Genomic DNA, 24416 nt, shown 5'->3' on the forward strand with positions numbered 1-24416 from the left:
CAGGATACTACAAAGCCGGCATTGCCGCGCAGCGTCAATTCCAGGCAGGCGAAAAAGGGCGAATCACGGTATGATACGCATAGGTTTTGTTGAAGGTGGCTGCCGGAGTGAGAACGCTGATCTTTATTTGTTGCATGTTGGGGTATGCGCTGGTGCTGGGGTATCTGGGCACCTTTGTGGCAGACAAAGTCTGCGAAGGTTACAGCAACTACAGCAAAATCTGCCGCATGGTGGATATCTCTGAACCACATATCTCCAAAACGCCGCCACATCCGGCGAAGTAATCGCCTGCCTTTTGTTCCTCACCTTGATTTTACTGCGATAGTCCTCGTAATTTTCTGATGGCAAACGCCAGGCGTACTTGAACTCCCTACCTATAAAAGATAATAATTATCATTGTTATTATCTTTACCAATATTTTCATTTTCTTAACACCAGCGCACCGCATCACGTTCTGACCAGACTGTCATCGAAATTGTCTTGTCTTGTTGCGGTGTACATTTTACGGCTTCCAATAGGAATTACGGCTATGTCTGGGATTTTTCCTGTCAAACGCTCCCGTCTGTTATGCGCTATTGCCCTGTTTTTACCGCTGTCCTCCTGGGCGGAGGATACGCTGCTGGTGACCGCCAAGCCGGCGGACACGGCGGATTCGGCAACTCATGGTTATACCGCCGGCACCAGCCAGGGGGCGACAAAAACCGACCGACCGCTGATTTTAACCGGGCAGGCGGTATCGGTGGTGACGCGTCAGCAGATGACCGACCAAAATGCCTTAACGGTCAATGATGCGTTGAAGTATACGCCGGGTGTGTTCACCAACTTTGCCGGCGGGGCGACGCGTTATGACACCATTGCGCTGCGGGGCTTTCACGGCGGCGATGTGAATAACACTTTTCTGGACGGGCTGAGGCTGCTGAGCGACAGCGGCAGTTACAACGCATTGCAGGTTGATCCCTGGTTCCTGGAGCGGGTTGACGTGATTAAAGGGCCGTCTTCGGTAATGTACGGCCAAAGCATTCCTGGCGGTCTGGTGGCCTTGACCAGTAAGCGGCCGCAGTTTGCCACCGAAGGGCACCTCACCCTGACGGGCGGCAATCACCATACCCAGGGCGGCGCGTTTGACGTGACCGGTGCGCTGTCGGATCAATGGGCATACCGCCTGACGGGCATGACGCGCAGCAGCGATACCATGTATGACCACCAACGTGAAGAACGCTACGCGATTGCGCCGTCGCTGTTATGGCAACCGAGTGAAGATACCTCGCTGTTGCTGAAGGCCTACCTGCAAAAAGATCCGTCCGGCGGCTATCACAGTGCGGTGCCGGCGGACGGCAGCCTGTATGCCAGTCAGGGCGACAAACTGGGGCGCGGGTTCTTTGACGGCGACAGCCGCCATAACGTATTCAAGCGTTGGGAGCAGATCTACAGCTATGCCTTCTCGCACCGGTTTAATGACGTCTGGACGTTCCGCCAAAACGCCAGCTACACCCATTCGAACGTCGAGTTGGAGCAGGTGTATCAGGCGGGCTGGAATGAAGAGCATACCTTGCTGAATCGCTATTACAGCGGATCCAGCACCTCACTGGACGCCTATGCCGTGGATAACCAGCTGGAAGCCGAGTTCGCCACCGGTCCGTTGGACCATAAAGTGTTGCTGGGGCTGGACTACCAGCGCTTCCGCAATAATCTGTGGGATGAAAGCGGCGGAGCGTCACCGTTGAATCCCTATACCGGCGTAGCGGGGGAGCCGTTGCTGACCGACGTGGTGCGCACCGACTCGCGCCGTCACTATCAGCAGACCGGCGTCTACCTGCAGGATGAGATCGCCTTGAACAACTGGTATCTCAACCTGGCCGGCCGTTACGATCGCCTGGAGAGTAAAAATACCAATCTGACCGCCGACAGCACCGATTCGCGTAACGATCACCACTTCAGTGGTCGTGCCTCGCTGCTGTATCACTTCGACAGCGGCTTCTCGCCGTACGCCAGCTACAGCTCGGCGATCACCCCAGAGGCGCTGGCGGATAATGACGGCCATATGCTGAAACCCAGCACCAGCAAGCAGTATGAGGTCGGCCTGAAGTATCAGCCGCCGGGCAGCACATCGTTGTACAGCGTGTCGCTGTATGACCTCACGCAAAAGGACGTGGCGAACCGGGTGGTGCAGCAAAGTTATTATGAACCTGCCGGTAAGGTGCATTCGCAGGGGATTGAGCTGGAAGCGCGTTCCCAGGTGACCGATCGCCTTAATGTGATTGCGGGTTACACCTATAACAAGGTGAAATTTAAAGACGCCATCGACGGCAATAACGGCAATACGCCATATTTGGCGCCGAACCAAATGGCGACGCTGTGGGGACAATATGATGCGGGCTACGGGCTGAATCTTGGCGCGGGCGTGCGTTATATAGGCAAGCAGTGGGCGGATAATGAAAATACCCAACGCATTCCGTCCGTGACCTTGCTGGACGCATCAGTACGTATGAACCTGGCGCAGGTGGCGCCGAGCTTGAAAGGGGCGTACGTACAGCTGAACGTCAATAATCTGGCGGACAGAAAGTATGTTGCGGCCTGTTACGGCACCAGCTATTGCTATTGGGGGCAGGAACGCAGCGTGGTCGCGACGGTCGGTTACGACTTCTGATGGGCATCGCCGTGCCGGCATGGATGGACGGCGCGGCGATCTCGGCGGGTGCTCAGAACAGGGAAAACATGAGCACGACCGGTAAACTGAGCGGCCAGGTGAGGCCGATGGTGAGGGCGCTGAGACAGCGAATTTTAATCGTATCCCGGCTGACCAGATAAGTAAAAACCACAGAGAATAAAAAGCCAAACAAATAAAAATATTGTGTTGCAACCCACAGCGACGACATGAAACCCATTCCAGTAATATTTCTCAGCGCGCATTTTAGGAGTATCGCCACGTATAATCAACGACCAGCGCCGACTAATCATGGCGCGCGTTATTCCCTGGGGTCATATATCCCTATAAACAACAAGCTATCACCGGGCGTAAGACTACGCCGAAAAAGAGATACAGTGCTGATAAGTTTTTGAAAATATTAAGCGGATATAATATGTTGGCAGGGAACAAGCACACTGAGGAGGCATTATGGGCTTTTGGCGTATCGTATTTACCATCCTTATACCGCCACTGGGCGTGCTGCTGGGCAAAGGATTAGGCGGCGCATTTATTTTGAATATTATTCTGACGTTGCTGGGATATTTCCCGGGCCTGATTCATGCGTTTTGGGTGCAGACCAAAGATTCCTGATGGAAGAGGAGGGCCGGGGAATACCCGGCCCTGAGAGACGGCCTTCAGGCGGTTTGGGTGTGGAACAGCTCGCGGAATACCGGATAGATATCGTCCGGTTCACGAATATGCTGCATGGCAAAGTTGTCGAACCTGGCCTGTAAGTTTTCATATTCACGCCACAGGGTTTGATGCGCCCGGCGGGTAATTTCGATATAGCTGTAGTAGCGCACGATCGGCAGCAGTTTTTTCGCCAGCAACTCATGGCACAGCGGGGAGTCATCGGCCCAGTTGTCGCCGTCCGACGCCTGCGCCGCGTAGATGTTCCACTGCGCCGGGTTGTAACGCTCCTCCACCACTTCGCTCATCAGCTTCAGCGCGCTGGAAACGATGGTACCGCCGGTTTCCTGCGAGTAGAAGAACTCTTGCTCGTCGACTTCTTTGGCCTGCGTATGGTGGCGGATATACACCACCTCGACGTTTTTGTAGGTACGGCTAAGGAACAGATAGAGCAGGATATAAAAACGCTTGGCCATATCTTTCGTCGCCTGATCCATTGAACCAGAAACGTCCATCAGGCAGAACATCACCGCCTGGCTGGATGGCTCCGGACGGCGTTCATAATTCTTGTAGCGTAAATCGAAAGTATCGATAAAGGGAACGCGTTCGATTTTCTGCCGCAGTTCGGCAATCTCTTTACGTAGCCGCTCCTCTTCCAGCAGTTGCACCGGTTCGGTATTTTCCATGGTGGTCAGTTGCTCTTCCAACTGACGCAGTTCGCGGCGTTTGCCGGCGGTCATTGCCGTACGCCGCGCCAGCGAGTTTTGCAGGGAGCGTACGATACTGATGTTGGCGGGCACGCCGTTGGCGGTGAAGCCGGCGCGATGGGTTTTGAATTCGGTGAGCTGTTTGTACTCATTTTTTTTCAGGTTCGGCAGCGCCAAATCTTCAAACAGCAGGTCGAGATATTCGTCTTTGGAGATCTGGAAAACGAAATCATCCTGACCTTCACCGTCCTGGCTGGCGTTGCCCTGACCGCTGCCGCCGCCACCGCCGCCCTGTGGCCGTTCGACGCGATCGTTCTGTACGAAATGATCGTTACCGGGGTGGACGCGATGGCGCGTGCCGCCGCGCCCCTGATGAAACATCGGTTCGTTGATATCGGCGTTGGGAATCGATACGGATTCGCCACTGTCTATGTCGGTGACCGAACGCTTGTTGATGGCCTCGGCGATCGACTGTTTAATTTGCGACTTGTAGCGGCGCAAAAAGCGCTGGCGATTCACCATGCTTTTGTTTTTGCCGTTCAGCCGTCGATCAATGAAATAAGCCATAGTTCCCCCAACCATTGCCAACTTTCTATGCCCTGGCGCCCGCGAACCGCAGCCCGCGGGCTTATTAAGGCATCCCTCTACGACGTCACTCGCAGCGCGTTATCAGGAGGATTTTCTGACCCGCAGATACCATTCGCACAGTAAACGCACCTGCTTACGGGTATAGCCTTTTTCCATCATGCGATCGACAAAGTCGTCGTGTTTCTTCTGCTCGTCCGTGGAGGTTTTCGCGTTAAAGGAGATGACCGGCAGCAGTTCTTCGGTATTCGAGAACATTTTCTTCTCGATAACCGTGCGCAGCTTCTCATAACTGGTCCAGTTAGGATTGCGGCCATTGTTGTTTGCCCGGGCGCGCAGCACGAAGTTGACGATTTCGTTGCGGAAATCCTTCGGATTGCTGATGCCGGCAGGTTTTTCAATTTTCTCCAGTTCGGCGTTAAGGGATTCACGGTCAAACAGCTGGCCGGTATCCGGATCGCGGTATTCCTGATCCTGAATCCAGAAGTCCGCATAGGTCACGTAGCGGTCGAAAATATTCTGACCATACTCGGAGTAGGACTCCAGATAGGCGGTCTGGATCTCTTTGCCGATAAACTCGGCGTATTTCGGGATCAGATAACCTTTCAGATGCTCCAGGTATTTTTCCGCCAGATCCTGCGGGAACTGTTCGCGTTCTATCTGCTGTTCCAGCACGTAGAACAGGTGCACCGGGTTGGCCGCCACTTCGGTATGATCGAAGTTGAACACGCGTGACAAAATTTTGAAGGCGAAGCGGGTCGACAGGCCGTTCATCCCTTCGTCCACGCCGGCATAGTCGCGGTATTCCTGATACGACTTGGCCTTCGGATCGGTATCTTTCAGGCTTTCACCGTCGTAAACGCGCATTTTTGAGTAGAGGCTGGAGTTTTCCGGCTCTTTCAGCCGCGACAGCACGGTAAAGCGCGCCAGCGTTTCTAGCGTGCCCGGCGCGCACGGCGCGTGGGTCAGTTCACTGTGATCGAGCAGTTTGTCGTAGATTTTTATCTCTTCCGACACCCGCAGGCAGTACGGCACCTTGACGATATAGACACGGTCAAGGAAGGCTTCGTTGTTTTTGTTGTTGCGGAACGTCACCCATTCCGATTCGTTGGAGTGGGCCAGAATGATGCCGTTAAACGGCAGGGCGGAGATGCCCTCGGTACCGTTATAGTTACCTTCCTGCGTGGCGGTCAGCAGCGGGTGCAGCACCTTGATCGGCGCCTTGAACATCTCGACGAACTCCATCAGCCCCTGGTTGGCCCGGCACAGGGCGCCGGAATAACCGTAGGCGTCGGGATCGTTCTGCGCGTGGTTTTCCAGTTTACGGATGTCCACTTTACCGACCAGAGCGGAAATGTCCTGGTTGTTTTCATCGCCGGGTTCAGTTTTGGCGATGGCGATCTGTTCGAGAATCGACGGACGCACTTTCACCACTTTGAACTTGGTGATGTCGCCGCCAAATTCATTGAGGCGTTTCGCCGCCCATGGCGACATAATGGTGCCCAGGTAGCGGCGCGGAATGTTGTACTCTTTTTCCAGGATGCCGGCGTCTTCCTGCGGGTTGAACAGGCACAGCGGATGATCATTGACCGGGCTGCGTTCGCCGTTGGCGCTTAGCGTATAGATAGGCACCAGCTGCATCAGTGCTTTCAGCCGTTCGGCCAGCGAGGATTTACCGCCGCCGACCGGCCCCAGCAGATACAGGATCTGTTTTTTCTCTTCCAGGCCCTGTGCGGCGTGTTTCAGGTAAGAGACGATCTGCTCGATAGCCTCCTCCATACCGTAGAACTCTTCAAAGGCCGGATAGCGCGCGATCACGCGGTTGGAGAACAGGCGCGACATGCGGGACTCAAGCGCGGTGTCGACCATGACCGGTTCACCGATAGCCATCAGCAGACGTTCCGCGGCATTGGCGTAGGCACTGCGATCTTCCCGGCAAATGGTAAGAAATTCCTGCAGTGTGAACTCTTCGTCCTTGGCAGCTTCATAGCGCTGGCGATAGTGGTCAAATATGTTCATGGCGATGCCCGTCCTTTCGTTATTAGCACAGGTTAAAGGGAGCAGGTGATAGACCCGTTGGGATTGAGACTGTGGCCGTAGCGCCGCAACTCAATAACATTGAGTACCCATTCCGGCCCCCGAAAGAAGAAGTTAAAACCTGAGTACAGCAACCCGTATGCCAACCTGTTGCGCTTATTATCGCGAGTTGCGCTGTATTGCCACTGGGCTCAGGGTAATTTCAGCTTCTGATTTAAGCTTAGTTGGCATAGCGGAAAATTTCCTGTCAGCGAAAAAGCTTTTTTTAAGTCATATCAATGACTCAGTTATTTCAGGGTCAACGGAGGGCCTTATTGGCTGCGGCCTGAGGGGGGAAACGTCATGTTTCTGACATGCCTTATACATATTTCAACATTAATGTTGCCGATCCGGCGTGATTTAACATGTAAAGATAAAGCGCGTCACTAAAATTTCACCTAGAATATGACGCTATTTTAACGGCTCCTATCCGAGCATGGCATGACAACGCAGTATCACGGATGGCCTAGGGACGTCTGTATCGGGGAGCGCGTTGCCGGGCTGGCGACGCAACGTGTTTATACAAGAACAACGAGGGGAATCGAACGGGTGAAAATTTTCAAATTCAAAACGTTGGCAATCGCCGGTGCGCTGCTTTGCGCGCAGGGTGCTCAGGCGGGAACCTGGTCGCTGGGGGCATCGGCGCTGTTGACGCCGGACCCTTACAAGGGCAACAACACCCGCCTGTATCCGGTGCCGGTGATCAACTATGACAGCGAGGATTTTTACTTCCATACGCTGACCGCCGGTTATTACCTGTGGAACGATGAGGTCAACAAACTCAGCGTGATGGCGTACTATTCACCGCTGCACTTTAAGCCCGGCGACAGCGATGACGATAGCATGAAACGGCTGGACAAACGTCGCGGCACGCTGATGGCTGGGATGGCCTATTCGCATAATGCCGAGTGGGGCACGCTGCGTGCGGCCTTCAGCGGCGATACGCTGGATAACAGCAATGGATTGGTCGGCGATCTGGCCTATCTGTACAAGTTCCAGCTGGGCGACTGGAGCCTGGCCCCGGGCGTCGGCGTGACCTGGAGCAGCAAAAACCAGAATAAATACTACTACGGCGTGAGCGACAACGAGTCGCGCCGCAGCGGCCTGAACAGCTACAAGCCAAGCGACAGCTGGGCGCCATACCTGGAGCTGACGGCGAACTATCAGATCAACAAGAGCTGGAACGCCTTCTTTATGGGACGTTACGTGCGCCTGTCTGATGAAGTTAAAGACAGCCCGATGGTGGACTCGTCTTACGACGGCATGCTGTGGAGCGGTGTCACGTACACCTTCTGACGGCGGCTGTACGCCAAGAGAAAAGGGGCGCTATCGCCCCTTTTGCTTATCTGTCGTCCGGTACGGACTTAGGCGTCTTTGCGGCAGCGGAAGGTCACCGCCAGACGGGCCGGCTGTTCGCCCTGCGCCAGCAGCGGCTTGCTGAGTCGTCCGGTTTCAACACACACCATGGTTTTGTAGCCGTCGTTGGCCATATCCGCCATGCTGCAGGAGAGTTCAGCGCCCGGATTCCAGGCGATCACATCGCTCATATAGTGGTGTTGCACTTCAATCGTGCGTTGCAGCGCCGGATCCTTGATCAGGCTGCATGTCGTCGGCTGGGTGTAAATACGGTCGGTCTGGCCGCTAAAGGTCACATCGCCGCTCTGGCGGGTTTCAGCGCCGTTTGCCACTTTATCCAGATACGTTTCTCCAAGCCCGGCAACGCTGACCCTGGCGATATCGCCGATTTGGAAATAGCTGTGCAGCGCGGCGCTGGCCTGATAGTCGCCGTGTGATTCCAGCTCGATTTCACAGCTCTCCCCCAGCTTGAAGCGGGCGATTAGCGTAAAGGCGTGCGGCCACAGCTTGCGGGTCTGTTCGTTATCCTGCAGCGTAAAAGTGAGGATGACGCCATCCTGATCTTCGTCATGCGCGGTCAGGCGCCAGGGTTGATTACGCGCAAAGCCGTGCGAAGGCTTGCCGGCCGGGCCGAACCATGGCCAGCAGATCGGTACGCCGCCGCGGATGGCGTTGCCGGCTTTAAACGGCGTGTTTTCGCTCAACCAGATGACGGGCCGTTCGCCGCTCGGCTGCCAGCCGATCAGATGCGCGCCTTGCAGCGTTACCGCCGCGCGAACTTTGGGGTGAGACACCACCACGACGCTTAACTCGTCCAGCTGTCGTTGGCTGATATACGGAGAAATCTGTTTGCTAATGGGCAGGGTGAAAACTTTTTCGTTCATCGAGTCACCTTATCTATCGCCATATACTCTTGCTGAGCAGGGGAGAAAAACCAATAAAAAAGGGCGACATTAATGTCGCCCTCGTCAATCAGCTGTACATCACGCCATTATTTGGAGATGTGAGCGATCAGATCCAGTACTTTGTTGGAGTAGCCAGTTTCGTTGTCGTACCAGGAAACCAGTTTCACAAAGTTGTCGTTCAGCGCGATACCTGCTTTGGCATCGAATACGGAAGTCAGCACTTCACCGTTGAAGTCGGTAGAAACCACGTCGTCTTCGGTGTAGCCCAGAACGCCTTTCAGCTCGCCTTCAGCGGCTTCTTTGATGGCTTTCTTGATGTCTTCGTAAGTGGCAGATTTTTCCAGACGCACGGTCAGGTCAACCACAGATACGTTTGGAGTCGGAACGCGGAACGCCATACCGGTCAGTTTGCCTTTCAGTTCAGGCAGAACAACGCCTACCGCTTTTGCTGCGCCGGTAGAAGAAGGGATGATGTTCTGGGATGCGCCGCGGCCGCCGCGCCAGTCTTTGTGAGACGGGCCATCAACGGTTTTCTGCGTTGCGGTCGTAGCGTGAACGGTGGTCATCAGGCCTTCAACGATGCCGAACTTGTCGTTGATGACTTTAGCCAGCGGAGCCAGGCAGTTAGTGGTGCAAGATGCGTTGGAAACGATATCCTGGCCAGCGTATTTTTCAAAGTTGGCGCCGCGTACGAACATTGGGGTCGCATCTTTGGAAGGGCCGGTCAGCACAACTTTCTTCGCGCCTGCGGTGATGTGTTTACGTGCGGTTTCGTCGGTCAGGAAGATACCGGTTGCTTCAGCAACAACGTCAACACCCACTTCGTTCCACTTCAGGTTAGCCGGGTCTTTCTCTGCGGTAACACGGATAGTTTTGCCGTTAACAACCAGGTGGCCGTCTTTAACTTCTACCGTACCGTTGAAACGGCCGTGGGTAGAGTCATACTTCAGCATGTAAGCCATGTACTCCGCGTCCAACAGATCGTTGATTGCAACGATTTCGATGTCGGAACGTTCCTGAGCAGCACGGAAAACAATGCGGCCGATACGGCCAAAACCGTTGATACCTACTTTGATAGTCATATATTCCACCAGCTATTTGTTAGTGAATAAAAGGTTGGTTGTAAAATTACAAAAACCTTACCCAGCGTCAAGCGGAATCGTGTCAATTCTTGCGGCAAGTCAAAGCTGAGAGCTGAGTTTGCACGCTTATTGTACATTCCGTTTGCGTTCGGCCTCATTGGGAAAATGGGGGCAAACCGCCGAGTTTAAAGAGCGCTTGGGTCAGATATGTGATCGCCATCACATAACGCCCCGGCGTGGACTTTATGCGCTACAGTTTAGGCTAAAAAGGCCTGCAGCGCTGTTAATTTTTTGTTATCATTAATCATTGTTTTCGTTGACATTATCCATATTTCGGGAATCGCATCTATGAGCAAAGATCACGCCCCCCACACCCCGGTCACGGAACTGAATGAAATACAACGTTATGTGACCCAGGAACACGGTACGGAAGCGCCGTATTCCGGCAAATTGCTGCAGAACAAACGCGATGGTCTCTACCATTGCCTCTGCTGTAATGCGCCGCTGTTTTATTCCGAAAGCAAGTATGACTCCGGCTGCGGCTGGCCAAGTTTCTATGAGCCGGTGTCCGACGATGCCATCCGCTATCTTGATGATAATTCACATAATATGCAGCGAGTTGAGATTCGCTGCGGTAACTGTGATGCGCACCTGGGCCACGTGTTCCCCGACGGCCCGCAGCCGACCGGCGAGCGTTATTGCGTTAACTCCGCCTCGCTGAGTTTTACCGACGCCGCCAACGGCGAGAAGACGGCAGGCTGAGCGAATTTTTTAGAAAAATCGATTCAGCTATTATTCAACGGCAGTAGGAATAAGTGAAGGACGGCCCTGATGGACGTGAAGGATTTGGTTGCGGCGATGACGCCGGAGATTTACCAGCGCCTGGCGCAGGCGGTTGAGCTGGGTAAATGGCCGGACGGCGTGGCGCTGACGCCGGAACAGAAAGAAAACAGCCTGCAGGCGGTGATGCTGTGGCAGGCAATGCATAACCACGATCCGCAACATATGAGCATCGGCACCGACGGCCAGATCGTGATGAAGAGCAAGCAAGAGTTGAAGCAGCAGTTCGCCGCAGAGCCGCTGATTAAGCTGAAACCGCAGTAAGCGGCGGGCAGGGCGCAGTGTGCAAACGGGCGATGTCAGATCGCCCGTTTGTCGTTTAGCGCTGCAGAAATTGTGACAAGGTCACTAATTGCGCGCCGGCCTGCTGCATTGCCTGCAGCGCCCGATCGCTGTCATCGGGCTGCAGGTTAACGCCGCGGCAGCCGTCGCTAATGACCTGAACGGCGTAACCCAGCTGCAGGGCGTCCAGCACGCTGAACTTTACGCAGTAGTCGGTTGCCAGCCCCATGATCGTCAGCGTGCTGACGTTGCGTTGTTGCAGCCAATCATCCAGCGCGGTTTTTGCTCGGTGGCCGTTATCAAAAAACGCGCTGTAGCTGTCGATGGCCGGATCCTGTCCCTTGCGAAATACCGCATCGATTTGCCGCTGCTGCAGGCGCGGATGAAACTCGGCGCCGGCGCTTTCCTGGACGCAGTGAACCGGCCACCAGACCTGCGGCAATCCTTCCAGCTCACCCAATTCGCCGACCAGCCCTGATGAATTAACGGCAAAACTGCGATGCTGCATCGGATGCCAGTCCTGACTGGCAACCACCCAGTCGCCGCGGTCGTGGCTGGCGGCGATCGCCTGGTTGGCCACTGCGATGACGGCATCGCCATCTGTGACCGCCAATGCGCCGCCGGGGCAGAAGTCGTTTTGCAAATCAATCAATAACAGGGCGCTGTTCATCGTCTCTCCCGGTATTTTAGCCCGCGGCGCTCAGTTCGCCGCGCAAGTCTTGCTGCATCTGCTGGCGGATCTCGGCGGGCGTCAGCGGCAGGCTCAGCAGATAGTGCAGTTTCGTCAGCGCGGCTTCGACGGTCATATCAAAACCGCTGATGACGCCGGCATGCGCCAGCGCGTTGCCGGTGGCGTAGCCGCCCATATTTACCCGGCCGGACATGCACTGGGTGAGGTTGACCACCACGATGCCACGTTCGGACGCGGCGCGCAGTTCATCGACCAGTTCAGCTTTTTGCGGCGCGTTGCCAACGCCGTAGGAGCGTAAAATCAGCGCCTTGACCGGCTGCAGCAGGAAATTACGCACCACCGCGCCGGAGATGCCAGGGTAAATGGTCACCACGCCGATCGGCTGCGGCGTAATATTGTGCACCTTCAGCTCACCATGACAGGCCGGCGACGCGATGCCGCTTTGACGGCGGATGTGGATACCGGCTTCCAGCAGCGGCGGCAGGTTGGGCGAGGCGAAGGCGTCAAAGCCGTCGGCATGCGCCTTGGTGGTGCGGTTGCCGCGGAACAGCTTATTGTTGAAGAACAGGCTGACTTCGTTCACCGGGTGGTTAGCGGCCAGATACAGCGCGTTCAGCAGGTTGGTTTGCCCGTCGGAGCGCAGTTCCGCCAGTGGAATTTGTGACCCTGTCACTATTACCGGCTTATCCAGATTCTCCAGCATAAAGGAGAGCGCGGAAGCGGTGAACGCCATGGTGTCGGTGCCATGCAGGATCACAAAACCGTCGTAACGGTGATAGTTATCTTTAATATCGTCGGCGATATGCTGCCAGTCTTCCGGGGTCATATCGGAGGAATCGATCAGGGGCGCATATTCATGAATGGTGAAGTCAGGCATTTCCGGGCGATGGAACTCTGGCATCAGCGCCAGCTGGCGCTGTAAGTGGCCAGAGGCGGGGATATAGCCCTGTTCGGAACGCTGCATACCGATGGTGCCGCCGGTATAGGCGACGTAAATGGATTTTTTTTGCATGGCAGGGAATCGGTAGAGAATAAGATGGGCTGAATTATAGGACGATAAATCCAGAAAAAAAGCCCGGCGTTGCGCCGGGCCGAAGATTAATGACTTAGCGCACCTCGCCGCAGGTCAGACAAATGGCGTAGCGGTTCTGCGGATCGTTCATGTTATTAAACAATCCCGGCTGCTCTTTCATCGCCATCGCCACCGAAGCCAACGGTGCCGGCAGCATGGATTGGATGGCGGCAGGCAGCATAGCGTGGATGGAGACGCCAAACTGGCTGAGCACCATATCCGCCATGCTCGGTGAGTCAACAAACCAGTTCAGCTGCCACTGCTTCAGTTTGGCCAGCTCGGCGGCTTTCTTCACCGCGTCATCGAAATCACCCAATTGATCGACCAGACCGTTGGTTTTGGCGTCGCTGCCGGTCCAGACGTGGCCCTGCGCAATTTTATCCACCTGTTCCGGCGTCATTTTGCGCGAGTCCGCCACCAGGCCGATAAAGCGCTTGTAGCCGTTCTCAATGTTGAGCTGCATCATCTGCGCAAACTCCGGCGGCAGCGCTTTGGTTACCGCCAGATCGGCCAGCGGTGAGGTCGCCACGCCATCGGTGTGCACGCCGATGCTGCCCAGCGTGTCCTGATAGGTATTGATCACGCCGAAGATGCCGATCGAGCCGGTCAGGGTGCTTGGGCTGGCGATAATGTAATTCGCCGGCGTAGAGATCCAGTAACCGCCGGAGGCCGCCATGCCGCCCATTGAGACCACCACCGGTTTGCCGGCGGCGCGGGCGGCCGCCAGTTCGGAACGGATCACCTCGGAAGCGCTGACGCTGCCGCCCGGGCTGTTAACCCGCAGTACGATGGCTTTTACTTTCGGGTCCAGACGCGCCTGGCGCAGTTCCGCAGCGGTGGTGTCGCCGCCGACCGTGCCCGGCGTCTGCTGGCCGTCCATAATGGCGCCATTGGCGAACACGACGGCGATCTGGCCGCCTTGCTCCGGCGTTGGCGCCGGCTGGTAGTCGTAAATGCTGATGGCGTTAAAATCGTTGGTCTGTTTATTCCAGCCAAAGGCCTTGACCAGCTTATTTTCCATTACTGTGCGTGAAGCCAGCTCATCCACCAGTTTGTTGTCGAGCGCATACTTGGCGGTGTCGCCCTGGGCGGCCTGCAAACCGCTGAGAACGCCGGCAGCGCCGGGGAACAGCTGCTGCGGCGTAATTTGGCGGTTGGCTGCCACGGTGTCCAGGTAGTTCTGCCACAGGTTGCCTATCCAGCGGCTGTCCGCTTCGCGCGCGGCCGGCGACATGTCGTCGCGCAGCAGCGGCTCAACCGCCGATTTATAGGTGCCGACGCGGAAGATATTGGTGCTGACCTTCAGTTTGTCGAGCAGGGTCTTGTAATACAGGTTGTTGGTGGCGAAACCGTGCAGGTCGACGTTGCCCTGCGGCGACAGGTAAATCTTGTTGGCGTAGCTGGCCAGATAGTACTGCGTCTGGTTATAGCTATCGCCAATGGCGTAGATCGGTTTGCCGCTGTCGCGGAACTCCCGTAGCGCTTTGCCGATATATTGCAGCGATGGCTGATCGGCACCGGCAAAATCATTCAGCTGCAGTACCAACCCGGTAATGTTTTTATCGTCCTTGGCCTTGCGGATGCTGTCGACCAGATCGAACAGAGAGTTCTCCTGCAGCTCGCTGGCGGAGGCGCCGAGGAATTCGCGGCTGCGTTGCAGGAGACGGTTTTTCATGCTGGGCTGATCGACCACCACGCCGCTCAGGTTGACCAACAGTGCGCCACGGGTGCTTTCAGCCGGCGGGGTGCTCTGGAAGGCAAAATAGATGCCGACGCCGATCAAAATCAGCACGATTAAAAACAGGTTGAGAATAAACTCTCTGACAAAATTCAGCAGACGCCATGTCCACCTGAACGTTCCGGCAATGATACGCCACAAAGTATGCATGTTTTCTCCAAACATGGGCTGAGGATGTCCCGTTATCCTAATGAGCGGCCAGCCAAATGTCAGCTTTAAATCACTGTCGACAGCCGTTATTGTCAATGCTGTAACTTGCTGTTTAGCTGTGCTACCGTGATGAAAATGAAAATTGTTATCAGGAGTTTGTGATGGATGCGCTGGATCTGTTGTTGAACCGCCGTTCGGCCGCTCGCTTGGCGGCCCCTGCGCCGAGTGGTGAAGTACGGCAAAATATTATCAATGCCGGTTTACGCGCGCCCGACCACGGCGCGCTGCAGCCTTGGCGTTTCGTGCTGATTGAAGAGCAGGGGCTCGAGCGTTTCAGCCAGCTGTTGCAGACGGCCGCCAGACAGGATGGGTTGGACGATGCGGCGATTGACAAGGCCAGACAGGCGCCGTTCCGCGCGCCGCTGATTATTACCGTGATCGCCCATTGCAGCGACAACCCCAAGGTACCGCAATGGGAGCAGGTGGTGTCCGCCGGCTGCGCAGTGCAGGCGATGCAGATGGCCGCGCTGGCGCAAGGATTTAACGGTATCTGGCGCACCGGCGCCTGGACCGCGCATGCGCAGGTGCGTGAAGCGTTCGGCTGCCGTGAGCAGGACGAAATCGTCGGTTTCCTGTATCTGGGCACGCCGCAGCTGAAGGCGGCCAGCAAAGTTGTCGCGCCGGATAGCGCGCCGTTCGTCAGCTACTTCTAAATTTTTCCGGGCGAGACGCAAAAAACGCGCAATACCCTGTGTTTTTGTACTGTTTATGAGCAGGTCGACGCATTATCGTCGGCTTGCTCTTATCAATCCCTCCGGCAAGCGCTACCCTATATTCCAATTGATTGAAGTTGTACCCAGGTGGCATATCAATGCGCCTTCAGCCGGGTGATGCACCGGGCTGGCATCGCGGCATATATGTTATCTTGAAGGCTGTTAACCGAAGGAAGTGGACTATGACATCGCCAACCATCCGCCTGACCCAGTACAGCCACGGTGCTGGCTGCGGCTGCAAGATTTCTCCGCAAGTACTCGAAACTATTCTGCACAGCGAACAGGCCAAATTCGTCGATCCGCGTTTGCTGGTGGGTAATGAAACCCGCGATGATGCGGCGGTTTACGATATCGGCAACGGCACCGGCGTGATCAGCACGACTGATTTCTTTATGCCGATCGTCGACGATCCATTTGATTTCGGCCGTATCGCCGCGGCCAACGCCATCAGCGACGTGTATGCCATGGGCGGCAAACCGATCATGGCGATTGCCATTCTTGGCTGGCCGGTGGACAAACTGCCGCCAGAAGTGGCGCAGCAGGTGATCGACGGCGGACGTTATGCCTGCCGGCAGGCGGGGATTGCGCTGGCCGGCGGCCACTCCATCGATGCGCCAGAGCCGATCTTTGGCCTGGCGGTCACCGGCATCGTCAGCACCGAACGGGTGAAAAAGAACAGCGCTGCGCAGGCCGGCGCCAGATTATTCCTGACCAAACCGCTGGGGATCGGCGTGCTCACCACCGCCGAGAAGAAAAGCCAGCTGCGGCCAGAACACGCTGGGCTGGCGACCGAGGTGATGTGCCGGCTGAACCTGCCGGGCGCTGAATTTGCCGAGGTCGACGGCGTGAGTGCGATGACTGATGTGACCGGCTTTGGCCTGTTGGGCCACCTGAGCGAAATGTGTCAGGGCTCCGGGCTACAGGCGACGCTCTGGTTTGACCGGGTGCCGAAGCTGCCGGACGTTGAACGCTATATCACCGAAGGCTGCGTACCGGGCGGCACCGGCCGTAACTTTGACAGTTACGGCCACCTGATAGGCCCGATGAGCGACGTACAGCGTCAGCTGCTGTGCGATCCGCAGACCTCAGGCGGACTGCTGCTGGCGGTGATGCCGGAGGGCGAAGCGCAGGTGCAGGCGATTGCCGCGCGCCACGATCTGCGGTTGGAAGCGGTTGGCGAACTGCACGACGCGGTGGCCGGTAAACCGATGATCGAGGTTCAGTAGCGGTGACGGTACAAAGCAGGGCGGATTGCAACGACTACCGCCAGATTTTCCTGCAGGATGTGCCGCTGATTGACGTGCGCGCACCGGTTGAATTCAGCGCCGGCGCGTTCCCGCAGGCGGTGAATTTGCCTTTGATGAATGACCGGGAACGGCAGGCTGTGGGCACCTGTTATAAGCAGCATGGCCAGCAGCAGGCGATTGCCTTGGGCCATAGCCTGGTGAACGGCGTACTCCGCCAGGCGCGAACCGAAGCCTGGCTGGCCGCCTGTGCTGAACGGCCGGCGGGTTATATTTACTGCTTCCGCGGCGGGTTGCGCTCACAGTTGGTGCAGCAATGGCTGCACGAAGCGGGCGTCGACTACCCGCGCATTGTCGGCGGCTATAAGGCGTTACGCCACTATCTGCTGAATATCCTCGAATACAGCGCCGAGCTGCCGATGGTGATCGTCGGCGGCAATACCGGCAGCGGCAAAACCCTGATGGTGAACGAGCTGTCGACCGGTATCGATCTGGAAGGGTTGGCGCGCCATCGCGGGTCATCATTTGGCCGCACGCTGGCCGGGCAAAGTGCACAGATCGATTTTGAGAATCGTCTGGCTGTGTTATTACTGAAAAAACAGCATGGTGGCTGCCGTCAGTGGGTGCTGGAAGATGAGAGCCGCCTGATTGGCGCCAACAGCATACCGCTGCCGATGTTCAATCGTATGCAGCAGGCGCCGGTCGTGGTGATTGACGACCCGTTCGACGTGCGTCTGGCGCGTCTGCAGGCGGAGTATATTGACGATATGCGCCAGGCATTTACCCAGGCCTACGGCGAACAGGACGGCTGGCAGCGCTACGGCGAATATCTCCACCACGGGCTGTTCGCCATTCGGCGTCGTTTAGGCATGGAGCGCTACCAGTTGCTGACGCAGAGGCTGGAATGGGCGCTGCAGTTCCAGCTAGCCAGCGGCAGCAGTAACGCCCACCAGGAGTGGCTGGTGCCGTTGCTGCAGTACTATTACGACCCGATGTACCGTTTCCAGTTGGAAAAGAAAGCCCGGCGGATTGTGTTCCGCGGCAACTATGCTGAAGTAAGAGAATTCCTGATGACGTATAGCCAGAAAAACGGTGAATAATGCGACTGTTTATAGCCGAGAAACCGAGTTTGGCGCGCGCCATTGCTGATGTGTTACCCAAACCCCACCGCCGCGGCGATGGTTTTATCGCCTGTGGCAAGAATGATGTGGTCACCTGGTGCGTCGGCCACCTGTTGGAACAGGCCCAGCCTGATGCCTACGACAGCCGCTTTGCGCGCTGGTCGCTGGCAGATTTGCCGATCATTCCCGAAAAATGGCAGCTGCAGCCGCGCCCGTCGGTCAGCAAACAGTTGAATGCGATTAAAAAGCTGCTGCTGGAGGCGGATGAAGTAGTACACGCCGGCGACCCGGATCGCGAAGGGCAATTGCTGGTGGACGAGGTGCTGGATTATCTGGCGCTGACGCCGGAAAAGCGTCAGGCGGTGCGCCGCTGCCTGATTAACGATCTTAACCCGCAGGCGGTTGAGCGGGCGGTTGAGCGTCTGCGCGATAACCGGGACTTTATCCCGCTGTGCGTGTCGGCGCTGGCGCGTTCACGCGCCGACTGGCTGTATGGCATCAATATGACCCGCGCCTATACGCTGCTGGGGCGTAATGCCGGCTACGACGGCGTGCTGTCGGTAGGCAGGGTGCAGACACCGGTACTGGGGCTGGTGGTACGCCGTGACGAAGATATTGAAAACTTTGTACCGAAAGACTTCTTCGACGTAAAAGCACATATTGTCACGCCGCAGGAAGCGCGTTTTGTCGCCCTGTGGCAGCCGAGCGAATCCTGTGAGCCATACCAGGATGAAGAGGGGCGCTTACTGCACCGTCCGCTGGCCGATCACGTGGTGAAGCGCATTGAAGGACAGCCGGCGCTGGTTACCGCTTATAACGATAAGCGTGAGTCCGATATCGCACCGCTGCCGTTTTCGCTTTCTACCCTGCAGATTGAAGCAGCGAAGCGTTTTGGCCTCAGCGCCCAGCAGGTACTGGACGTTTGCCAACGCTTGTATGAAACCCACAAACTGATCACTTATCCCCGCTCCGACTGCCGCTACCTGCCGGAGGAGCATTTTGCCGGCCGCCATGCGGTGTTGAACGCCATCAGCGTTCACCAGCCGGATCTCTACCCTCAGGAGGTGATCGACAGCGAACGCCGCAACCGCTGCTGGGATGATAAAAAAGTCGATGCGCACCACGCGATTATTCCTACCGCGCGCGCCAGTAAGGCCAACCTCAGCACTGACGAGCTGAAAGTGTACGGGCTGGTGGCACGACAGTATCTGCTGCAGTTCTGTCCGGATGCGGTATTCCGTAAATGCGTGATCGAACTGGACATTGCCGGCGGCAAGTTTGTTGCTAAGGCGCGTTTTCTGGCCGAGGCCGGCTGGCGTACCCTGTTAGGCAGTAAAGAGCAGGATGAGGAGAACGAGGGCGCGCCGCTGCCGGTGGTTGCCAAAGGTGATGAACTGCTGTGTGAACGCGGCGAAGTGGTGGAGCGGCAGACCCAGCCGCCGCGGCCATTTACCGACGCCAGCCTGTTATCGGCGATGACCGGCATCGCGCGTTTTGTACAGGATAAAGCGTTAAAGAAAATCCTGCGGGCGACCGATGGTTTAGGTACTGAAGCCACGCGTGCGGGTATTATCGAACTGCTGTTCAAGCGCTCGTTTCTGTATAAAAAGGGGCGTTATATCCATTCGACGGAAACCGGGTGGGCGTTGATTCACTCTTTACCGGAGCTGGCGGCGAGGCCGGATATGACCGCGCACTGGGAGGCAACCCTGACGCAGATTAGTGAGAAATCCTGTCGCTACCAGGATTTTATGCAGCCGCTGGAGGGAACCTTGCAGGAGCTGATTTATCAGGCTAAACAGAGCAGAGCCAGCCTGGCGTTTCGCGGGTTGCCGCCGCCGGCCAGCGCCGGTGGTAAAAAACGCAAAAAAAGCGCCGCCAAGGCGCGGGGGAAAAGCGAATGAATTACCCGATGCCGTTGGCGATCGCCGTCGCTGGCATGCTGTTTTCCTCAATGGCCGGGGCACATCGCGGCGACGTAGACGTGGTGCTGCCGGTCGCGCCGGAGATCTGGGGCGCAGCGAAGAGTACGGCGGCACCTGCGCCATGCCTGCGCTGCTGTATATATCAAGATCAGAACTATTCGGAAGGGGCGCTGCTGAAGGTTGAGGGTGAGTTATTGCAGTGTCAGCGTGATAAAACACAGGTAGGCACCCATTCGTTGATTTGGGTGCGCCTGAGCAGGTGACGGTGTCACGAATGATGTGGCGTTTCGCCGCGCAGATAGTCAGCCAGCAGCGGAATGTCCGCCGGCGCCAGCGGGTAGGCGCCGGCCCGTTGCGGCTCTACCCAAACCAGCGCTGAATGACAGCGCTGCTGCAATTCGCCGCTGAACGCACCAACCCGCCAGGCATGCAGACGAATAAGGCGTTCACCCGCCTGCCAGCTATTGCTGGCGACATAGTCGCCGATAACCGCCTCAATGCCCAGTTCTTCCGCCAGCTCTCTGGCTAACGCCTGCGGCTGGCTCTCGCCGGCCTCGACCTTTCCGCCGGGAAACTCCCATAAGCCGGCCTGATCGCTTTGCGCATCGCGTTGTGCCAACAGAATTTTGCCGTCGCGTTCAATAATGGCCGCAACCACGTCTATGGTTTTCATACTTTTTTTGAATAAGACCCCGGCAAAGTTACCGGGGTGGGATGATTACAGCGAGAACTCGGCCCATACGGGCGCGTGGTCGGATGGTTTTTCCATACCGCGGATCTGATAATCGATGCCGGTAGCCACGCACTGTGCCGCCAGCGGCGTGCTGGCTAACAGCAGATCGATGCGCAGGCCGCGGTTGTCATCGAAACCTTTGGAGCGATAGTCGAACCAGGAAAACTCATCGTTGCGCTCCGGATTGGCATGGCGGTAGGTATCAACCAGGCCCCAGTTCAACAGACGCGCCATCCACTCGCGTTCTTCCGGCAGGAAGGAGCATTTGCCGGTGCGCAGCCAACGTTTACGGTTCTCTTCGCCGATACCGATGTCGTAATCGCTTGGGCTGATATTCATATCGCCCATAATCAGTACCGGGTTTTCTACCGACAGCTGCTGTTCAAGATAGTCTTGCAGATCTTGATAGAAGCGGGTTTTTGCCGGGAATTTTACCGGATGGTCGCGGCTTTCGCCCTGCGGGAAGTAGCCGTTAATCACCGTCAGCGTGCCCTGCGGCGTGGCCAGATCGGCCATGATAATGCGGCGCTGCGCATCCTCTTCATCGGTCGGGAAACCGCGACGTACGGCGATAGGCGCCTCTTTGGTCAGCAGGGCGACGCCGTAGTGGCCTTTCTGACCGTGGTAGAACACGTGGTAGCCGTGTTTGCTGACTTCTTCCAGCGGAAACATGTCATCGTGAACTTTGGTTTCCTGCAGGCCGATCACGTCGGGCTGGTGCTGTTCGATAATTGCGGCCAACTGATGGGGACGCGCGCGCAGTCCATTGATATTAAAAGAGACAAACTTCATGAGCGGTGCCGTTTTCACGAGAAAAATGTGTTGTGATAGTAGCAGAGTTTGGCGCTAAATGTAACGTAAGCCAGCGACCGCCGCCGCTGGCCGTCGACCATTATTTTGCCCAGCGATCGTAATTTTTCGGTTGGTAGTCATCGAACTGCTGCAGCAATGTAGACGCTGAGTCGCTGGTATGCAGGGTGCCGAGATAGTCATGGCGCATAAAGCCCTGATCGGCAACGTGCTGCAGGAAGTGATTTAAAGGGCGGTAGAAGCCATTGATATCCAGCAGCCCGACGGGTTTATTGTGATAGCCGATTTGGCCCCAGGTCCAGATTTCGAACAGTTCTTCCAACGTGCCGATGCCGCCCGGCAGGGCGATAAACGCGTCCGCCTGTGCGGCCATGCGCGCCTTACGGGTATGCATATCGGGCACCACTTCCAGGCTGGTCAGGCCGCGATGCGCGGTTTCCGCTTCGACCAAACGCTCAGGGATAATGCCAATGGCTTCTCCTCCCGCCTCCAGTACCGCATCCGCGACAATGCCCATCAAGCCTTTCTTGCCGCCACCATAGATTAAACGTCGTCCCTGAGTGGCTAAAGCGTGTCCGAGCTTGCGGGCGTGCTCGGCATAATCGGGGTTAACGCCTTCACTGGCGCCGCAAAAAACGCAAATATTATGACGCATGCACTTTTCCTTTCCTTACTGCGTAAAAGAAGCATGTGGTATAGCTAATTGCGCCGGGGAGTTCAAGTTTGGGCGTAGGAAAGTGGTCAGGATATTGCCGTTTCGCGATGTTTGGCACGCAAAACAGCGCGCGTCGCGAACCTTGCCGAAGCTTCTCATCCTTCCCCAGTGCGGAGAATTATGTGGCTTTTGAGACGCTGGTATGCGTTAGGAGCTTTGAAGAGATGGTGGTGGGGGAAGGATTATTCGTCGCTACGCTCCTCACCCTTCGGGCCGCGCTGAAGCGCGTTGTTTCGCTACGCTCAACTCGAACCTTATCGAAGCTTCTCATCCTCCCCCTGTGTGGAGAATTATGTGGCTTTTGAGACGCTGGTATGCGTTGAGAGCTTTGAAGAGATGGTGGTGGGGGAAGGATTCGAACCTTCGAAGTCTGTGACGGCAGATTTACAGTCTGCTCCCTTTGGCCGCTCGGGAACCCCACCATGATATTCATGGATTTACAAATTGTAGACGCAAACATAGAAGGTGTAACGCACATGAGTGCACTGCATCATAATGCTTGCTAAGCATCCTCTTGAAAAGAGGAAGATGGTGGTGGGGGAAGGATTCGAACCTTCGAAGTCTGTGACGGCAGATTTACAGTCTGCTCCCTTTGGCCGCTCGGGAACCCCACCACGAAATTCGTGGATTTTACGAATTTTAAACTACCAGGAAGCTGACCGGCTTCCCTTGCTACCTTGGCTGCGTAAGCGCTGTCTCGGTAAGCGGGGCGCATCATATCAAATGAAGCGCCGGTGTAAAGCATTGAAATGCAGAAAATGAATTGTTTGCCGTTTTTTTATTCTTGGCGCTGCATCTGTGAACAGAGTGCGATGTTTTTATGCAATCTCCCGCCGCCGACCAAGCGGCAGGAGATGGCGGGGTAACGATTACAGAATAACGGTTCGGTTGCCGTAGACGAACACCCGCTGCGCCAGCACGTGATACAGCGCGCGGCTGAGAACGTTTTTCTCTACGTCGCGCCCGGCACGCATCATGTCTTCGGCAGAATAGGTGTGGTCGACGTGGATCACGTCCTGCATGATGATTGGGCCTTCATCCAGATTATCGTTCACATAGTGTGCCGTGGCGCCGATGATTTTAACCCCGCGCTCGTAGGCCTGGTGATAAGGGCGCGCGCCGATAAACGCCGGCAGGAACGAATGGTGGATATTTATGACCTGATTAGGGTAATGCTGGACGAATGCCGGCGTCAGCACGCGCATATATTTGGCCAGCACCACGTAGTCGGGCTGATATTGATCGATCTGGGCGATCATCTGCTGGTCATGCTGCTCGCGCGTCAACCCCTCATGACTTACCAGATGGAAAGGAATGTCGAAGCGCTCCACCAGCGTTTGCAGGGTATCGTGATTGCCGATCACCGCAGCGATTTCAACATCCAGGCCGCCGTAGGCGCTTTTCATCAGCAAATCGCCCAGACAGTGGGCTTCTTTGGTGACCAGCACCACGATGCGGCGGCGTCCTGCGCTGTGCAATTCGCGCGCTGAGCCTTCCGGCAGTGCGTCGTCCAGGTCGGCCAGCAGCGTGCTGTCGTTGAAGATGCCTTCCAGTTCGGTGCGCATAAAGAAACGCCCGGTGCGATGGTCGACGAACTCATTGTTTTGCACAATATTGAGCTGATGCTTGTAGCAAATATTGGTGATCTTGGCGATCAGCCCTTTCGAGTCAGGGCAGATAGTGCGTAATACTTTACGTTGTATATTTTGGTGTGGCATGGATGAGGATCCTGTCTGATACTGAAGCGCCGGTCATTGCCGGCGTCAGCGTACTTTTCACCGCGAACTTAACGCCCGCAGCATTTTTTATATTTTTTCCCCGAGCCGCAGGGGCAAGGGTCGTTTCGTCCCGGTTGCGGCCGGGTGCCGTCGATATAGTACCAGCGTTGCTCCTGGCGAAGGAAGCGGGAGCGTTCATGCATGGCCTGAGGGCTGGCATGGTCGCCGTCGGTAAAGCGGGCTATAAACTCGACGAAGCCTTCATCGTCGTCTCGGCCGTTTTGTTCCGCCACAATCGTTAGGCCCAGCCAGCGGGTGGTTTGAAAACTTTCGACGATGGCGTCGCGCCACTGTGCGGCGTTGCAATCCGGATGCCAGCTGGCGATCAGGTAATCGACCTGCTGCTTGACATAGGCCGTATAGCGCGAGCGCATCAGCTTGCCTGGCGTTGGTGCGGTTGCAACGCCGCTGATATAAGGCTCACAGCAGGCGTTGTACCCGGCGCCGCTGCCGCAGGGGCATAATTCAGACAAAATAACTCCTAAAACCTGCGGCCATTGTCGATACTGGCCGATAT

The 24416-nt window shown here is 56.3% G+C and carries 24 protein-coding genes, 2 tRNA genes and 1 other RNA gene; 11 read left to right on the plus strand and 16 right to left on the minus strand.

What is annotated here, in order from left to right:
- Window positions 1–107 precede the first annotated feature (107 nt).
- Both HF675_RS10915 and HF675_RS10920 read left to right on the plus strand, forming a co-directional pair.
- The gene (locus HF675_RS10915; protein ID WP_172606275.1) at window positions 108–284 is read left to right on the plus strand and encodes a hypothetical protein; all 177 of its coding nucleotides are present in this window, start codon (window positions 108–110) and stop codon (window positions 282–284) included.
- Between the two features lie 245 nt (window positions 285–529).
- A complete protein-coding gene (locus HF675_RS10920) occupies window positions 530–2647 on the plus strand; it encodes a TonB-dependent siderophore receptor (protein ID WP_111736976.1) in 2118 nt (705 codons plus the stop codon).
- A gap of 52 nt (window positions 2648–2699) precedes the next feature.
- Here HF675_RS10920 and HF675_RS10925 read toward each other — a convergent pair whose 3' ends face one another.
- A complete protein-coding gene (locus HF675_RS10925; protein WP_105231371.1) occupies window positions 2700–2876 on the minus strand; it encodes a GhoT/OrtT family toxin in 177 nt (58 codons plus the stop codon).
- Between the two features lie 239 nt (window positions 2877–3115).
- On the opposite strand from HF675_RS10925, the gene HF675_RS10930 reads away from it, so the two are divergent.
- Window positions 3116–3277 carry a YqaE/Pmp3 family membrane protein gene (locus tag HF675_RS10930; RefSeq protein ID WP_072186051.1) on the plus strand — a complete coding sequence of 54 codons (162 nt, stop codon included), beginning with the start codon at window positions 3116–3118 and terminating at the stop codon, window positions 3275–3277.
- Between the two features lie 44 nt (window positions 3278–3321).
- Here the strand turns inward: HF675_RS10930 and HF675_RS10935 are convergent, their stop codons facing one another.
- Both HF675_RS10935 and yeaG read right to left on the minus strand, forming a co-directional pair.
- A complete protein-coding gene (locus tag HF675_RS10935; protein WP_105231370.1) occupies window positions 3322–4590 on the minus strand; it encodes a YeaH/YhbH family protein in 1269 nt (422 codons plus the stop codon).
- 102 nt (window positions 4591–4692) lie between these two features.
- The gene (gene yeaG, locus HF675_RS10940) at window positions 4693–6627 is read right to left on the minus strand and encodes a protein kinase YeaG (RefSeq protein ID WP_105233378.1); all 1935 of its coding nucleotides are present in this window, start codon (window positions 6625–6627) and stop codon (window positions 4693–4695) included.
- 606 nt (window positions 6628–7233) lie between these two features.
- Between yeaG and HF675_RS10945 the strand changes: the two genes are divergently transcribed.
- Window positions 7234–7980, plus strand: a complete 747-nt coding sequence (locus HF675_RS10945) for a MipA/OmpV family protein (RefSeq protein WP_269655670.1) — start codon at window positions 7234–7236, stop codon at window positions 7978–7980.
- Window positions 7981–8048: 68 nt separating this feature from the next.
- Here the strand turns inward: HF675_RS10945 and HF675_RS10950 are convergent, their stop codons facing one another.
- Both HF675_RS10950 and gapA read right to left on the minus strand, forming a co-directional pair.
- Complete coding sequence (locus HF675_RS10950; protein ID WP_187044598.1) at window positions 8049–8924, minus strand: D-hexose-6-phosphate mutarotase; 876 nt, start codon at window positions 8922–8924, stop codon at window positions 8049–8051.
- A 107-nt stretch (window positions 8925–9031) separates the two neighbouring features.
- Window positions 9032–10027: a glyceraldehyde-3-phosphate dehydrogenase gene (gapA, locus tag HF675_RS10955; protein WP_015672573.1), complete on the minus strand. Its 996-nt coding sequence runs from the start codon at window positions 10025–10027 to the stop codon at window positions 9032–9034.
- 348 nt (window positions 10028–10375) lie between these two features.
- Here gapA and msrB point away from each other — a divergent pair, with 348 nt between their 5' ends.
- Entirely contained in the window at window positions 10376–10789 is a 414-nt protein-coding gene (msrB, locus tag HF675_RS10960; protein WP_105231368.1) for a peptide-methionine (R)-S-oxide reductase MsrB, read from the plus strand.
- 69 nt (window positions 10790–10858) lie between these two features.
- Window positions 10859–11131, plus strand: a complete 273-nt coding sequence (locus HF675_RS10965) for a YeaC family protein (protein ID WP_015672571.1) — start codon at window positions 10859–10861, stop codon at window positions 11129–11131.
- 55 nt (window positions 11132–11186) lie between these two features.
- Here the strand turns inward: HF675_RS10965 and pncA are convergent, their stop codons facing one another.
- The 3 genes from pncA to sppA all read right to left on the minus strand — a co-directional run bounded on the left by pncA (window position 11187) and on the right by sppA (window position 14800).
- Window positions 11187–11819, minus strand: coding sequence for a bifunctional nicotinamidase/pyrazinamidase (pncA, locus tag HF675_RS10970; RefSeq protein ID WP_187044599.1), 633 nt, complete (start codon window positions 11817–11819; stop codon window positions 11187–11189).
- Between the two features lie 16 nt (window positions 11820–11835).
- On the minus strand, window positions 11836–12852 hold the full coding sequence (ansA, locus tag HF675_RS10975; RefSeq protein ID WP_105231366.1) for an asparaginase: 1017 nt from the start codon (window positions 12850–12852) through the stop codon (window positions 11836–11838).
- A gap of 94 nt (window positions 12853–12946) precedes the next feature.
- Window positions 12947–14800: a signal peptide peptidase SppA gene (gene sppA / locus HF675_RS10980; protein WP_105231365.1), complete on the minus strand. Its 1854-nt coding sequence runs from the start codon at window positions 14798–14800 to the stop codon at window positions 12947–12949.
- Between the two features lie 161 nt (window positions 14801–14961).
- On the opposite strand from sppA, the gene HF675_RS10985 reads away from it, so the two are divergent.
- The 5 genes from HF675_RS10985 to HF675_RS11005 all read left to right on the plus strand — a co-directional run bounded on the left by HF675_RS10985 (window position 14962) and on the right by HF675_RS11005 (window position 20126).
- A complete protein-coding gene (locus HF675_RS10985) occupies window positions 14962–15513 on the plus strand; it encodes an NAD(P)H nitroreductase (RefSeq protein ID WP_105231364.1) in 552 nt (183 codons plus the stop codon).
- A 242-nt stretch (window positions 15514–15755) separates the two neighbouring features.
- Entirely contained in the window at window positions 15756–16799 is a 1044-nt protein-coding gene (gene selD / locus HF675_RS10990; protein WP_187044600.1) for a selenide, water dikinase SelD, read from the plus strand.
- 2 nt (window positions 16800–16801) lie between these two features.
- A complete protein-coding gene (mnmH, locus tag HF675_RS10995) occupies window positions 16802–17917 on the plus strand; it encodes a tRNA 2-selenouridine(34) synthase MnmH (protein ID WP_187044601.1) in 1116 nt (371 codons plus the stop codon).
- The gene (locus tag HF675_RS11000; RefSeq protein ID WP_187044602.1) at window positions 17917–19842 is read left to right on the plus strand and encodes a DNA topoisomerase III; all 1926 of its coding nucleotides are present in this window, start codon (window positions 17917–17919) and stop codon (window positions 19840–19842) included. Before mnmH ends, HF675_RS11000 begins: the two co-directional genes overlap by 1 nt.
- Window positions 19839–20126: a DUF1496 domain-containing protein gene (locus HF675_RS11005; RefSeq protein ID WP_111736982.1), complete on the plus strand. Its 288-nt coding sequence runs from the start codon at window positions 19839–19841 to the stop codon at window positions 20124–20126. Before HF675_RS11000 ends, HF675_RS11005 begins: the two co-directional genes overlap by 4 nt.
- 5 nt (window positions 20127–20131) lie before the next feature.
- Here HF675_RS11005 and HF675_RS11010 read toward each other — a convergent pair whose 3' ends face one another.
- From HF675_RS11010 to HF675_RS11045, 8 genes are all read right to left on the minus strand, one after another.
- Entirely contained in the window at window positions 20132–20536 is a 405-nt protein-coding gene (locus HF675_RS11010; protein WP_187044603.1) for a pyrimidine (deoxy)nucleoside triphosphate diphosphatase, read from the minus strand.
- Between the two features lie 45 nt (window positions 20537–20581).
- Window positions 20582–21388: an exodeoxyribonuclease III gene (gene xthA / locus HF675_RS11015; RefSeq protein ID WP_105231358.1), complete on the minus strand. Its 807-nt coding sequence runs from the start codon at window positions 21386–21388 to the stop codon at window positions 20582–20584.
- Between the two features lie 100 nt (window positions 21389–21488).
- Window positions 21489–22061 (minus strand): TIGR00730 family Rossman fold protein, encoded by a 573-nt coding sequence (locus tag HF675_RS11020; RefSeq protein ID WP_105231357.1) that lies wholly within the window; start codon window positions 22059–22061, stop codon window positions 21489–21491.
- Window positions 22062–22286: 225 nt separating this feature from the next.
- Window positions 22287–22413: non-coding RNA, RtT sRNA (locus tag HF675_RS11025), on the minus strand.
- Between the two features lie 45 nt (window positions 22414–22458).
- Window positions 22459–22543, minus strand: a tRNA-Tyr gene (locus HF675_RS11030).
- A gap of 107 nt (window positions 22544–22650) precedes the next feature.
- Window positions 22651–22735, minus strand: a tRNA-Tyr gene (locus HF675_RS11035).
- A 255-nt stretch (window positions 22736–22990) separates the two neighbouring features.
- Window positions 22991–23839 carry a formyltetrahydrofolate deformylase gene (gene purU, locus HF675_RS11040; RefSeq protein ID WP_105231356.1) on the minus strand — a complete coding sequence of 283 codons (849 nt, stop codon included), beginning with the start codon at window positions 23837–23839 and terminating at the stop codon, window positions 22991–22993.
- Window positions 23840–23907: 68 nt separating this feature from the next.
- Window positions 23908–24372, minus strand: coding sequence for a YchJ family protein (locus tag HF675_RS11045; protein WP_187044604.1), 465 nt, complete (start codon window positions 24370–24372; stop codon window positions 23908–23910).
- Window positions 24373–24416 lie beyond the last annotated feature (44 nt).

The organism is Serratia sp. JUb9, from assembly GCF_014298095.1.
Classification (GTDB): domain Bacteria; phylum Pseudomonadota; class Gammaproteobacteria; order Enterobacterales; family Enterobacteriaceae; genus Serratia_B; species Serratia_B rhizosphaerae.

Coding starts and splice junctions, on each gene's coding strand:
- HF675_RS10920 (WP_111736976.1), top strand. CDS start 530: ATGTCTGGGATTTTTCCTGTCAAACGCTCCCGTCTGTTATGCGCTATT.
- HF675_RS10925 (WP_105231371.1), bottom strand. CDS start 2,876: ATGTCGTCGCTGTGGGTTGCAACACAATATTTTTATTTGTTTGGCTTT.
- HF675_RS10930 (WP_072186051.1), top strand. CDS start 3,116: ATGGGCTTTTGGCGTATCGTATTTACCATCCTTATACCGCCACTGGGC.
- HF675_RS10935 (WP_105231370.1), bottom strand. CDS start 4,590: ATGGCTTATTTCATTGATCGACGGCTGAACGGCAAAAACAAAAGCATG.
- yeaG (WP_105233378.1), bottom strand. CDS start 6,627: ATGAACATATTTGACCACTATCGCCAGCGCTATGAAGCTGCCAAGGAC.
- HF675_RS10950 (WP_187044598.1), bottom strand. CDS start 8,924: ATGAACGAAAAAGTTTTCACCCTGCCCATTAGCAAACAGATTTCTCCG.
- gapA (WP_015672573.1), bottom strand. CDS start 10,027: ATGACTATCAAAGTAGGTATCAACGGTTTTGGCCGTATCGGCCGCATT.
- msrB (WP_105231368.1), top strand. CDS start 10,376: ATGAGCAAAGATCACGCCCCCCACACCCCGGTCACGGAACTGAATGAA.
- HF675_RS10965 (WP_015672571.1), top strand. CDS start 10,859: ATGGACGTGAAGGATTTGGTTGCGGCGATGACGCCGGAGATTTACCAG.
- pncA (WP_187044599.1), bottom strand. CDS start 11,819: ATGAACAGCGCCCTGTTATTGATTGATTTGCAAAACGACTTCTGCCCC.
- ansA (WP_105231366.1), bottom strand. CDS start 12,852: ATGCAAAAAAAATCCATTTACGTCGCCTATACCGGCGGCACCATCGGT.
- sppA (WP_105231365.1), bottom strand. CDS start 14,800: ATGCATACTTTGTGGCGTATCATTGCCGGAACGTTCAGGTGGACATGG.
- HF675_RS10985 (WP_105231364.1), top strand. CDS start 14,962: ATGGATGCGCTGGATCTGTTGTTGAACCGCCGTTCGGCCGCTCGCTTG.
- selD (WP_187044600.1), top strand. CDS start 15,756: ATGACATCGCCAACCATCCGCCTGACCCAGTACAGCCACGGTGCTGGC.
- HF675_RS11000 (WP_187044602.1), top strand. CDS start 17,917: ATGCGACTGTTTATAGCCGAGAAACCGAGTTTGGCGCGCGCCATTGCT.
- HF675_RS11005 (WP_111736982.1), top strand. CDS start 19,839: ATGAATTACCCGATGCCGTTGGCGATCGCCGTCGCTGGCATGCTGTTT.
- HF675_RS11010 (WP_187044603.1), bottom strand. CDS start 20,536: ATGAAAACCATAGACGTGGTTGCGGCCATTATTGAACGCGACGGCAAA.
- xthA (WP_105231358.1), bottom strand. CDS start 21,388: ATGAAGTTTGTCTCTTTTAATATCAATGGACTGCGCGCGCGTCCCCAT.
- HF675_RS11020 (WP_105231357.1), bottom strand. CDS start 22,061: ATGCGTCATAATATTTGCGTTTTTTGCGGCGCCAGTGAAGGCGTTAAC.
- purU (WP_105231356.1), bottom strand. CDS start 23,839: ATGCCACACCAAAATATACAACGTAAAGTATTACGCACTATCTGCCCT.